The following is an 11,645-nucleotide window of genomic DNA, read 5'->3' on the forward strand; positions in this document are numbered from 1 at the left end:
AACCATTTACGTTTATCGATATTTATTTAAATCTCCAATACATTCTATACGCCACATGGCCTATTTCAAACCTTTAATGTAGAGAAAACTTTCGACTTTTCTAACCGCAATTCAAGGAATAAAAACTAAATGGTCATTAACTCATCAGTTATTTAATCGTCTTGGCATTGTTTTGAAATAGTCTTCGCCAAAATAGTAGATAGTCTGCACCAAAATTTGAGTTTCAAAGTGCCAATGATAATAAGGCCGTTCCTATTAAAATAAGCCAGCCTGATTTTTCATTTTCAAGAAATTCAGTCAATAACTAACTTAGTTTTCTTTTTTTACTATTCTGTTTCCTTTTTTTTGTTTGACATTAATCCAACCATCATGACCAATGCAGATAATATTATAACTTGAATGATAAGTGACTTATTAGCAGTTTCGATAGTCTGCGAAATCGGTATTGATAGAAAAAGCAAAATGGTGATGAGTCCTCGGGGGGCAATGAAAATGAGGGGTTTTATTGTTTGCTTGAAAATCTTTAAGAACAAAAGTCGTAAAACAAATATTGCCGTTGTAATTCCCAAAGCCCAAACGATTGTTTCTGTATTTAATAGTTCACTTGCTTTTATCAAAAATCCAAACAATAAGAAAAAAAGCGAACGAATAAGAAAGGCAATTTCGGAGGTTAGTTCTTTAAATTTATGAACTTCCTTCTTTAGAATATCTGGTTGAAGTCGATGTATGAACTTATTGTGCTTGATTTCATCAATATTTCCAAGAAAAAGTCCAAATAGCAAAATAAATATTAAGGCAGGCAAATGATATATTTTGGAAATGGCATATATCAATACAATCATCAAGATGATAGGGGCAAATTTGACGTGATGTTTAATCTTACTCAAAAGAAACGCAAGTCCAATCGTTGAAATAAAAGAAATAAGCAGTATTAGAGAAAGTTCCAAAATAAAATGACCAACGGAGTCAGTTCCAATATTGTCATTAAGCGTAATGAAGTTGAAGAAAATCACACCAAATATATCCGAAAGGCTACTTTCATAAGTGATAAATTCTTTATTTTTTGAAAGTAAGTTTTGGGCACTTGGAATGGCAATAGCACTGCTTATTATTGCAAACGGAATTGCGTTGGCAAGTCCAATTTTAAATGTTGTATTACCAAAATATTGGAACGCAAACGCAAGCCCGAAGCTTAATACCAACATGGGCAAAAATGCTATTTGCGAGGTTTTTCCTACAAATGAAAATTTTGATTTATTTAGTTCTAACTCCAATGAACCTTCTAAAACAATCAATATTAGCCCGACTGTCCCCAAAACGGGTAAAATTGGAGATAAATCAGGGATAATAATTTCAAAGTAGCTGGCTGATTGGCCAACAACCCAACCTAAAATTAAGAGTAAAATAACAGATGGTATCTTAGTTTTTGAGGAAGTTATGTCAAAAACATAGGCTAGAATTAGCAAAATGCAAATTGTTATTATCAATGGTATTGTCATTTTTGTTTGTTTTTTTTATCGAGTATGTATTTTAGAATATTTGGTAACTATCGGGCTTGGTGAAGGCAGAGCTTTTGAAACTCCTCTGTCCGATTGTCAACCTACATTACCTATGTTGACTTATTTATAGATGTTCAAAACATTTGTGTCAGCCGAAACAAAACAGAGTCGCCCCTGTGGTACAATAATTTCCTAATGTTCAATTACTTCTGTCAGCCACCATTTGCCACAATGACGTGTTGGCGAAGGAATTTTTTTGTCAATGTGTTTATAGTTAGTTAATTATGTTAAAATTAGTCAATCCGTTAGCAAATCCTTTGTTTAGTTTATACTTGTTTTTAATATTTTTCAAAAGTTGCTTTTTGCAAAATTGTATCTTTTTTAACTTCAAAGTCAATTGTCGAATTTTGGAATTGTCCGTTTGTATAATAACAGCATCCTGTCTTTTTTACTACTCCGTTCTCAAAAATTAAAATTAGTTGAAAATCACCATCTCCACCAAGTTTATTGCTCTCTTTTGCTATAAATTGCTTAGAATTACTGGTTAAAATATTTTCTACAAAGACGGAATCGGCAAATGTTTGCAAGTTACTTCCACTATTATGTGCATAAAACCCTGCTTTTTTAATTGTCAAGTCTGAATTGTTTTTAATATTCACTGTCATCTCTGAATATTCACCTATGTCAAATAGTTTTGTGCAACTACTTGTTAAAACTGTCAAAATAATTAATCCAATCTTTGTCATGCTGTTTAGTGTTTATCCTAATTGATAATCAGTTAATGTTTGTCTTTATTGTTAAGTTACGCAAAGTATAGAACGTAAGGTAAATTGTCTGACGGTTCGTTTTTTTTGCTTATGCCCGCCGTAAAAGTATTGACGATGTGGTGGGATTTGAAATACTTTCAGCCGGTAACAAAAGCACATAAATGTACCAAATGCTGAGGATTTTTACAAATGTTCATCGAAGTTCCTGTCAGCCCGAACTGACGCATAATAGTATTCCAAAAACTCATTTACCTCCGTCAGTCGCCATATTTCCAATAGCATGTTGTGTGTTCGTTGTTTTTAAGTTGAATGTCATCTGTTAATTATTATTTTTCATTTTCAAGGTTATATCACCAATGTTATAACTGTAAACAGAAGCAGGTAGGAATGAAAATGCAAGATTATCTAATTTCTTTACGCCAGTTTGGTCAATTGAAGTTACTACGGCATTTTGAAAATTATTGGCTTTACAAAATTGAATTAAACTTTTTAATTCGTTTGGTTTGTCAAAATATCGGTTGCTCCATTTTATTTCTACACCCCACACTGGTTTATATTTTTTATCATCTACCAAAACCAAATCTACTTCACCTTCACTTCTGCCTTCTTTCCAGCGGGCATAAGTTAAATCTAATTTTTCACGGTGCATCCACTGCGATAATACCGCTGTTTCTACCATATTGCCCATTTCGCTGTCGGTTTCTGAAATAGGAGAAAATAAAGCTGTTCGTAAGGATGGGTTGGTTAAATACACTTTAAAGCTCGTAACTCTTTTCAGGCGTTTGGCGTTAACATCCACTTTGTTTAATACTTTTATTAGGAATGCCGCTTCTAAGTATTCCAAGTATTTTTTTAGTGTGTCTTTCTGTATGCCACTTTCTCGGCTCATTGTTTCATACGAAAACTCGTTGCCTGTATTGTAAGCAATGTAAGTGAAAAAACGATTTAATTCTTGAACGTCTTTTATACCGTACAAACTTGGTAGATCTCTCAAAAGTACCTTATCCACAATGTCATTTTTGACATACCTGCCCATATCACTTTGTATTCTTTCAGAAAGTACCACTTCTGGATAACCACCAAAGTTCAAATAATGGACAAATTCTTTATTGAGTGCTTTTATATCGTGTGTAAGACTATAAGACATTTGTTTTTCGCCATACGAAATGTTGCCATCGTAAATGAGGTGATTCATATTTTTAAGATGAATATACTCTTGGAAAGTAAGCGGTGGCAACATAAAATCGGTAAATCTGCCTGCACCACTTTCGGTACTGTGCCATTTTAGGGCAGCAGCAGCCGAGCCAGATACAATAAATTTGGTTTCGGGGTAAGAATCTACTAAAACCTTGAGGTGGCGTTCCCAATCTTTAAGGTATTGTATTTCATCAAAAAAGACGTAGCAACCGTTCAAGTTGATTTGGTTAAGCGATTTTTTGCAGAGGGTTAAAATATCTTCTAAACTTAAATGTACATAGATAGGATTGTCTATTCCCACAAAGAATATTTTTTGCGGGTTTACATTTTCCACCAATAATTGTTTTATGCTGTGAAATAGCATTACGGTTTTACCCACACGCCTTGGTCCCATAAGTACCAAAGCCCTACGTATATTTTTTTCTATCACATAAGGATAAAATAAGCTAAAATATAGCCGTTCTGCCATTGAACTATACACTTCGGGTATATGTTTCGTTACCCACCAAGGGTTTTCATAACGCAACCTCTCTATTATTTTCTCCGTTGGAATAAGACTTAATCCAATCATAATATTGTTTATTTAAACAAATATAGGTAAAATAAATAGATTCAAAACATCTTATATTGACTTTTATGTTATTATAAGTATTTTTATTTGTTTGTTTTACTGCTTTGTCAAAACTGAGCGTAAAATCAGAACTTTTGAGTTGTTAAGAGTTGGGAACAACAATGACGCACATCCCCTTAGCCCAGCTCATGCCAATAGCTATCGGTAGAGTACGGGTAAGGCAAGGTATGTTCAAAAAGATAAGAATTAGCTAGAAAAGGTAAAAGAAACTTCAAATACACACACAAAACTTCAAAAATCAGCAGGAAGTTGCCTCAGAAAGTCATAAATCACCAGACGAAAAACCCCATAGAGGCGAAAAAAGTAGAAAAACTACGGGGACGCCTAGTCCGAAGATTAAGTTCAACATTGGCTTCATTCTAAATGCTTGAACACATTACGTTGTGCTGAGCGAGGCCTTAGCTGTTGGCAGCAGGTTTTTTTGTCAGAACGGTAGGTCGTCTAATTGTATTTCTGTTTCGCTGATAATGTTCATTAAATAGTTTCCATTATTCATTTCACTGCAAGATGAACAAGGACGAAAGTTAAGTTGCTCTAATAATTTACCTTGAAATGAGAGCTCTGGGTTGTATTTAACACGATAGTATTCCAATAATAGCCTTTTTAATGGTTTCTTATATGATAAATCGTATTTCATTAAAAACTCTTTAAGCTCTGGATCTGAAAGTCCTGTGTCATTTGAGTAAATTTCTTTGGTGGAATACGCTAAAAAAGTTAGTTTTTGAAACCTTCTAATTATTGCTTGTTTGTCAGGATTTGTTACAAAAAATCTGCCTGCTTCGGAAATTATTTTATCAATTTCCCTCTCTAACTCTTGTAAATCATAATTTTCAATTTCTTTAACGCCTGAATTTTCTTTATCTATTTCACTCACTTTTCTTTGAACATTCCAGTCTATATCTAATTTTTTTAAAAATTCAGCAGGGTCATTTTGATATAATTCTAAATTCTGCTTAAACCAATTACGAAATTTTTGAACTTGTGCTTTTTCTAATTCTTCTCCTCCCTGTTCGTTTGCTCGTACTTTTATTTCAAATGGAATCTCAAAATTTTTAAATTTTGACGCAAGTCTTTCACAACTATGATTTTCATGGTAAGATGGCGGTTGTTCGCTTTCAAATACAAGTTTGAAAGTGTCCACATTTATAACAGGTTTGTAAACTTCAATAGCAAATTATTCCGGGTCTTTTAGTAATGACTGCATCAAAAGAAGGTATTTAACTTCCGATTTTCCTAAAAAATAAATCGGTTTTTTATAAATATCTCCCTCAACTTCTCCAATTTTTGATAAGTCAATTTTTCGTAGAATCCTGTTTGCATTAGATTTTGTTATATATGCCATTATGTTTGGGGTTCTTCTTAAACTTGCTGCCAACGTTTTGCAGATTTGCGATGGGCGGGATTTTTACCACTGATGTTTATGCGGAGTACAAAACTTTCGGCTACCACTAAACTGTCTGTGGAGCACTAAACCCCGCCTATTGCAAATGTGCTGTTAGGTGCTGCCCTTATTGTCCTTTCTGTTCGTGTCAATTTCGTAACCATGCCTTTTAGAAAAGAGAGTAAGAAATATCGTCAAAGTCTTCAGTTGCAAAATCATTTCGTTGTCTTTGTTCTCCAAGTCCAAAACGAAGTTCATTGTTGTTAAGTTCAATTGTATATTCTGCTGGAGGGCTTGGAATTTCTGAACCCTCAAAATATTGAACTTGTTCAATCCAGTTGAAATATTGTGAAAGTGAATTGAGAATATCATTAAATATTTCCAAGACAAATTCATTTTCAGTTTTATCAATTTGGTATGCTTGTGGCAAATCCTCAAATTCATAAATATATTCAAGTCGTGTCAAAAATTGCGAATAATTATTTAGATATTTTGTAATGTCCGAAAGTGAAATTGAAAAATGTAAACCAATATTTAGTATATGCCTAATCATAGCGTCCATTACATGATACTTTGAAATGGGATAGTTGGAAACCTGCACTTTTTTTAAGGATTGAAGTCCACGAAACATTCTAATTGCAAAGATTTCACCTAAATGTTTGCCAGGATTATTTATCCGTCCAAGTAAGAGAAGTAGTAGATTTACTTCGTTTTTGCTCCAGTCATTGTAGCAAGTTCTGTATTTATGAGGATTACTATCATCAATCGTAATTCCATTTGCCGTAGCCTTTGTATCAATGTCTTCAATTGAAAGAAAAGTTGTCTTGTTTAGAAGGTTGCCAATGTTCTGTCCAAGTTGTAATTCATTTACGATTCTGGGAAATACATAAACAACAGCATTTTTATTACCAGCATTTTGTGCTAATGTCTTTAATAAGTTATGTTGATTTCTATTTTTGTTGCTATTAATGTCAAACTCAACATGAACATTTGGTTTTGAACTGTCTCCATAAAAGACACTTGAAGCATTTGAGTTAAAAGGCTTTTCAACCCCAGCCTTGAACTGCATAAAAAGTAGTCGTGGATTACCGCCTTGAAATGAGGCTGGTGAGTTTATGCAAACATCATAGCCTCCGCCCGTCTTTCCCTCTAAATTAATATGTAAACCTGTTGCAAATGATTTAGGTGTCTGCATAAAAGGAAAACGCCAATGAGGTCTCCAATACCGTTTAAGCGAAACAGGTTGCAAAAACCACCAAAAACTGTCAGCAAGTGAAAGAATTTCGTGAGTTATGTTTAGTTCTAATGTCTTTTCTATTTTACTCATGTTTTACTGTCATGTCGTCTCAATAAATGTTGGTCGCTACTGTTTCGTTGTTGTCGTAGGGTTGCACCTAACGAACGAGGCTTTGAGCAGGAGTGGAATTTGAAAGACTTCTGCCCGAACGTCAGCTCGTTAAATGATTATATGTTAATGTTTTATACAAATGTTTAATGAAGTTACGTCAGCATGAACAAAAATAAAATAGTGAACAAATGCCGAGGATTTAATCGTCTGCCACCCTTGCTCAAAACCTATGTTGAACTAAACCTTCGGTAGTTTTTGGCATGGTATTGATTGATATACAGGATTTAAACCAATAAATTTTTGTAATTATGACACCAAAAAAAAGCCCGAGGAACTTCGTCAACACACCTTAATAGTCCAAGCCGATAATGAAATTAGTGGATTTAGGGAGCTGAACCAAAAGTTTGAGAAAAAACTTTCGATATTAGGTCGTAGCCGCAGTACTTATCTCAACTATATCAGGCACTTAGCCAAGCTTTCACTACACTTCAAAAGATTGCCTACAGAACTTGACGAAGACCAACAGACAGACTACCTCAATCTGGTACAAAACGAGCACAACACACCCTCCGAAAGCTATTTTAAATTTACAATTTACGGGCTGAGGCTGCTCTTCAAAATTGAAGGCATCAAGCCAATAGATATGGGCTTGCCTAGCATAAAGAAAGACAAGAAGCTACCTGTAGTGCTGAGTTTTTATTATTCGGTAAGGAGCGGCACTTAGAAATGTTGTAGAAATCTTTGCAGTTCTTCAAAGTGTGTTTTATGTAACATTTCTATCCTGTTGGTGAAACCCGCCTTACACTAATCCGAAGGAAATATCCTTCGGATAGCAGGGAATAACCTGTCCATAAGTTATTAACAGTCAAACTAAATACAATTTAAGAATTACAGAAACTTATAATTTCTTAAAAATAGTCCAATTACTTTGAATTTGTATGATTCATCTCCGAAAAATTGAACATTCTGGAATTTTAGTAATTCTTTCAATTCATTTATGTCGTACCAGTCGCTCCAAAATTCATATACTTGTCCGCTACAATAAAGTAATAATATGTGATAATTTCTGCCTCTCGCACGGAAATTTGTTTGACTGTATCCTTTAATTTCATTCAAGTCTAATGTTCTTGAACTCAAAGGAAAACTCAAATTGAAGTATCTATTTGAAATGTCCAGTCGGGTTGGTTTGTGAAAATATAGAAATCCTTGATAAGCAAAAAGTGTCGATATGAAAGTATAAAAAACTAAACCAAAAACATAACTTACATTCTCATAAAGTTCATAAATTTTATATTCTATGAAGATGTAAGTCCCGAAAATCAACAAAGTAATTGCAAACGCAGATATTATAAATCCAAATATTACTTTGTACTTAGGAACTGTTATCATTTTTAGTTTTGTCGAAATTTATGTTTCAAATCGCTGTCCAAGTGTCTGTTAGTAGTTTTTTAATATTCTGACTAACGTTTTTTTTATGCGTTGAATATCAATTGATTACAACTTTTAGATCTTCGCTTGTCAATCCAAATTTATTAATTTGTTTTTGGATTCTTTTGACCAAGCCAAGTTTTCTTTTTTGATCTAAGAATAAATAACCTTCGGGGTTAATATATCTTGTTCCTTTTGTTACCATGTTCCATACTATTACTGCTAATTTTCCAGCGGTTGCACTAATAGCTGACACTCTTCCTTTTTTGAAGTTTATTCTTTGGAAGAAGTCTCTTAGCGGTGTTGAGTCCTTCAGGTTTCCAATTGCATTGGCGGCATTTCTTAGTGCAATTTTGAGGCGATTGCTGCCTTTTGGTACTTTACTTGAAATTATTTTCCCACCAGTTTTTTTGTTGTTTGGAGCCAGCCTTAGCCAGCTTGCAAAATGCTTGGCTGTTTGGAATTTCCTGATGCCATCTAGGCCCACTTCGCTGATTAAATGCAGGATTGTTCCATGAGAAAAACCTTCGATTTCCATCAGGTCAACTCCTTCGAAATATTGATAACCCACAATGTTTAAATCAATATTTTTTGGTGTATTTTTATTGACCCTTTTGTGAGATTTTTTATCAATGTAATGTTGCCTTTTATTGTCGTCTTGATTAATTATCTTACTCAGCATTTTTTCAATTTCTGTGTCGCATGCTGTAATTTTTATTTGAATGATTTTGTACATATCAAGCTCTTGCTGAAGTGCAAATAAATAATCCATTCGCCCATTAGTCTCTAAAGCTCGTGCGATTTCAGATTCAGATTTTCTACAGTTTCCATGTCTGAGTTCAGCCAGTTTTTCAGGTTTGGTTTCACCCTTGCAAATTGCCTCAATTATTGCCAATCCAGTAAGCCCGCAAATGTCATTTACTACTACATCAAGCCTTAGGTTTAACAATCTCAGATACTTTTGCATCTTCTTCTGAGTACTGGCGGCCATATCCAATAGATTTGCTCTGTGACGACAGTAGGTTCTTAATTGTTCTGTAGCTTCATCAGGCAGAAAACTGCCAGACAATAGGCCAATTGAATGTAGTTTTTGAATCCAAGCACAATCTTGAATGTCAGTTTTACGGCCTTTGATGTTTTTGGTAAACTTGCCATTGCAAAGAATTACTTGAAAACCATGAGCCAAAAGCACTGCATAGAGTGCTTGCCAATAAGTACCAGTACTTTCCATAGCAACTGTGGTAATTTTGTTCTCTGCTAGCCAATCGGCTATGGCTTTTAAGTCTTCATTAAAGACTCCAAATTCACGGATGTCTTTCTCTTTTTGCCCAATAGAAACCCAATGACTTCTACTACCTATGTCAATCCCTGCTGCATGAGGATTAACAATTTCCATGGAAAGTGATTCAACTTTTTGATCCATAAACTTTGAGATTTTATTTAATAAAATACTCATTGAGAGTGCTCTTTTGGAATAATAAATATTCTGAACGGGGTTTCCGATAAATCAGAACCGCCACTTAAGTTATGACACACACTCCAACCAGGATTGCACTCGTGCTATTACGCAACAGTTTTAAAATCGGCCTTGCAATGAGTTTTCAAATTTATGAATTTAGTTTGTAAGTGCTTCCACGTTAGCATATTAAGTTAATGGGCGAGGCTTATATGCTGGATTGCTCACAACGTTCGAGGCTTTGTGCAGTTGGGGAATTAACCAACTGTCCGCCCGGAACTGAAGCTAAATTTATAACTAAAAGCCGATGTTTAGAACTACTGCCCGGCAGAATTACGTCCGCCGAATATGAAGCTTGGATATGCACTGCCGATGATTGCTGCAATGCCTAGCCCCAATTGCACAAAACCTGATGTTCGAGCGAAACGCAAGCGTTAAGGCCTTAAAAATCATGCGTTTATTCTTTTGAATTCAATACCTTTTCTTTCTATCAGAGCTGGCATTTTGTTTGGTTATCTATAAGTAAACATAATCAAAATATCATGTCAAAAAAAACAGTTTATCAGAAAATGTATTAAGCAATAACCAGTTGGATTGGTTAGACCGCCTTCACAAATCGATGTTGGTTGGTAGCTATGCCAACGACTCCATCCGTAACTACCTTCAAGAGGTTCGTCTGTTGTTTCAGTTTCATTGCGACAAAAATGCCGAGGAACTCACCGAGCTTGACATCAACAATTACATCATTTATATAAAACAAGTTCATAAGGTTGGGCATGCTAAGTGTAAAATGGTGGCCAATGCTGCGAGTTATTTTTTCAGGAATATCCTCCGAAAACCCTACGTTTTGCCTTCGAAGCTCTTTCCACGCAAAGAATGGAAACTGCCCAATGTGATGTCAAAGAGCGAGGTTCAGCAGTTGTTTGAGCAAACAACAGACCTCAAACAGCAACTGGTGGTGAGTTTGCTTTATGGTACTGGCATACGACTCAGAGAGCTTCAGCAACTGGAGTTTTCAGACATTGAGCGTGCAGAAAACCGCATAAAAATCCGTCAAGGTAAGGGGAAGAAAGATAGATATGCACTGCTTCCAAAGCATCTTTTGGGTGTGATGGAGTCGTATTATTGGGCATTTAGGCCAAAGAAATTCCTGTTTGAAAGTCCGCTTCTGCAAGGTCGGCCGCTACATTCACGCAGTTTACAAACCACAGTAAATGCCGCCATGGAAAACGCTGGATTGGGCGGAAAAAGCTACACGGCTCATACTTTACGGCATAGTTTTGCAACTCATCTACTGGACGACGGGGTGGATTTACACACTATAAAAAGTCTTTTGGGTCACAGTAAAATCGAAACCACGATGGTTTATCTGCACCTGACCACTACCCGAAGGTCAACGTTGGTCTCGCCGCTCGACCGCCTGAAAAATGACTGAGGTAGCCCAAAAACTCCAGCAGGTGGTGTTTAACAAGGCAAGCAGAATGGTGAGTAATCAGTACAGCCGCAACATCTTCAAAAAACTGACCGATTGCCACACGGGCAATATGGGGGTGCATCACTACCGCTGTGAGAGTTCTGACTGTGGACATGAACGATACCAGTTTCATTCATGCGGAAACAGACATTGCCCTAACTGCGGAGGAACTAAACGTGACCAATGGATAGCCAACAAAGAAACAGAACTGCTACCTACTGCATACTACCACATTGTTTTCACTCTTCCACATGAGCTAAACGGTCTGATAATGGGCAACCGAGTGGCGATGTACAATCTGCTTTTTGAGTCCAGCAGCTATACGCTGCTCAAGCTCGGAGCCGACCCGAAGTTTCTGGGTGCTAGACCAGGGATAATAAGTGTGCTGCATACTTGGGGTCAAAACTTGAGTTTTCATCCACACATACACTGCATAGTGAGTGGTGGTGGCGAGAATAATGGCG

11 protein-coding genes are annotated in these 11,645 nt (G+C 35.7%); 3 read left to right on the top strand and 8 right to left on the bottom strand.

All coding sequences use genetic code 11. The features are described from left to right. Window positions 1-326: 326 nt before the first annotated feature. The 6 genes from EGI26_RS06405 to EGI26_RS06430 all read right to left on the bottom strand — a co-directional run bounded on the left by EGI26_RS06405 (window position 327) and on the right by EGI26_RS06430 (window position 6,802). Window positions 327-1,466 carry a cation:proton antiporter gene (locus tag EGI26_RS06405; protein WP_310587946.1) on the bottom strand — a complete coding sequence of 380 codons (1,140 nt, stop codon included), beginning with the start codon at window positions 1,464-1,466 and terminating at the stop codon, window positions 327-329. A gap of 371 nt (window positions 1,467-1,837) precedes the next feature. Further along, window positions 1,838-2,245 (bottom strand): hypothetical protein, encoded by a 408-nt coding sequence (locus EGI26_RS06410; protein ID WP_255077167.1) that lies wholly within the window; start codon window positions 2,243-2,245, stop codon window positions 1,838-1,840. Between the two features lie 340 nt (window positions 2,246-2,585). Beyond that, complete coding sequence (locus EGI26_RS06415) at window positions 2,586-4,034, bottom strand: ATP-binding protein (protein WP_255077169.1); 1,449 nt, start codon at window positions 4,032-4,034, stop codon at window positions 2,586-2,588. Window positions 4,035-4,518: 484 nt separating this feature from the next. Then, window positions 4,519-5,235 (bottom strand): hypothetical protein, encoded by a 717-nt coding sequence (locus EGI26_RS06420; RefSeq protein ID WP_255077171.1) that lies wholly within the window; start codon window positions 5,233-5,235, stop codon window positions 4,519-4,521. A gap of 33 nt (window positions 5,236-5,268) precedes the next feature. Next, window positions 5,269-5,469 (bottom strand): hypothetical protein, encoded by a 201-nt coding sequence (locus tag EGI26_RS06425; protein WP_255077172.1) that lies wholly within the window; start codon window positions 5,467-5,469, stop codon window positions 5,269-5,271. 175 nt (window positions 5,470-5,644) lie between these two features. After that, window positions 5,645-6,802 carry a hypothetical protein gene (locus EGI26_RS06430; protein ID WP_255077173.1) on the bottom strand — a complete coding sequence of 386 codons (1,158 nt, stop codon included), beginning with the start codon at window positions 6,800-6,802 and terminating at the stop codon, window positions 5,645-5,647. A gap of 517 nt (window positions 6,803-7,319) precedes the next feature. Here EGI26_RS06430 and EGI26_RS06435 point away from each other — a divergent pair. Further along, the gene (locus EGI26_RS06435) at window positions 7,320-7,547 is read left to right on the top strand and encodes a hypothetical protein (protein ID WP_255077174.1); all 228 of its coding nucleotides are present in this window, start codon (window positions 7,320-7,322) and stop codon (window positions 7,545-7,547) included. A 164-nt stretch (window positions 7,548-7,711) separates the two neighbouring features. Here EGI26_RS06435 and EGI26_RS06440 read toward each other — a convergent pair whose 3' ends face one another. Both EGI26_RS06440 and EGI26_RS06445 read right to left on the bottom strand, forming a co-directional pair. After that, the gene (locus EGI26_RS06440) at window positions 7,712-8,212 is read right to left on the bottom strand and encodes a hypothetical protein (RefSeq protein ID WP_255077175.1); all 501 of its coding nucleotides are present in this window, start codon (window positions 8,210-8,212) and stop codon (window positions 7,712-7,714) included. Between the two features lie 97 nt (window positions 8,213-8,309). Then, window positions 8,310-9,674, bottom strand: coding sequence for an IS110 family transposase (locus tag EGI26_RS06445; RefSeq protein ID WP_255077176.1), 1,365 nt, complete (start codon window positions 9,672-9,674; stop codon window positions 8,310-8,312). Between the two features lie 622 nt (window positions 9,675-10,296). Between EGI26_RS06445 and EGI26_RS06450 the strand changes: the two genes are divergently transcribed. Then, complete coding sequence (locus EGI26_RS06450) at window positions 10,297-11,142, top strand: tyrosine-type recombinase/integrase (protein ID WP_255077177.1); 846 nt, start codon at window positions 10,297-10,299, stop codon at window positions 11,140-11,142. Beyond that, the coding region (locus EGI26_RS06455) for a transposase zinc-binding domain-containing protein (protein ID WP_255077178.1) at window positions 11,135-11,645 on the top strand (511 nt) is incomplete at its 3' end. The genes EGI26_RS06450 and EGI26_RS06455, both read left to right, overlap by 8 nt.

It is taken from the genome of Lacihabitans sp. CCS-44 (assembly GCF_024343735.1).
Lineage (GTDB): Bacteria > Bacteroidota > Bacteroidia > Cytophagales > Spirosomataceae > Leadbetterella.

What these genes read in the sequence shown, in the direction of transcription:
- EGI26_RS06410 (WP_255077167.1), bottom strand. Translation starts at nt 2,245, where the DNA reads ATGACAAAGATTGGATTAATTATTTTGACAGTTTTAACAAGTAGTTGC.
- EGI26_RS06415 (WP_255077169.1), bottom strand. Translation starts at nt 4,034, where the DNA reads ATGATTGGATTAAGTCTTATTCCAACGGAGAAAATAATAGAGAGGTTG.
- EGI26_RS06430 (WP_255077173.1), bottom strand. Translation starts at nt 6,802, where the DNA reads ATGAGTAAAATAGAAAAGACATTAGAACTAAACATAACTCACGAAATT.
- EGI26_RS06440 (WP_255077175.1), bottom strand. Translation starts at nt 8,212, where the DNA reads ATGATAACAGTTCCTAAGTACAAAGTAATATTTGGATTTATAATATCT.
- EGI26_RS06445 (WP_255077176.1), bottom strand. Translation starts at nt 9,674, where the DNA reads ATGGATCAAAAAGTTGAATCACTTTCCATGGAAATTGTTAATCCTCAT.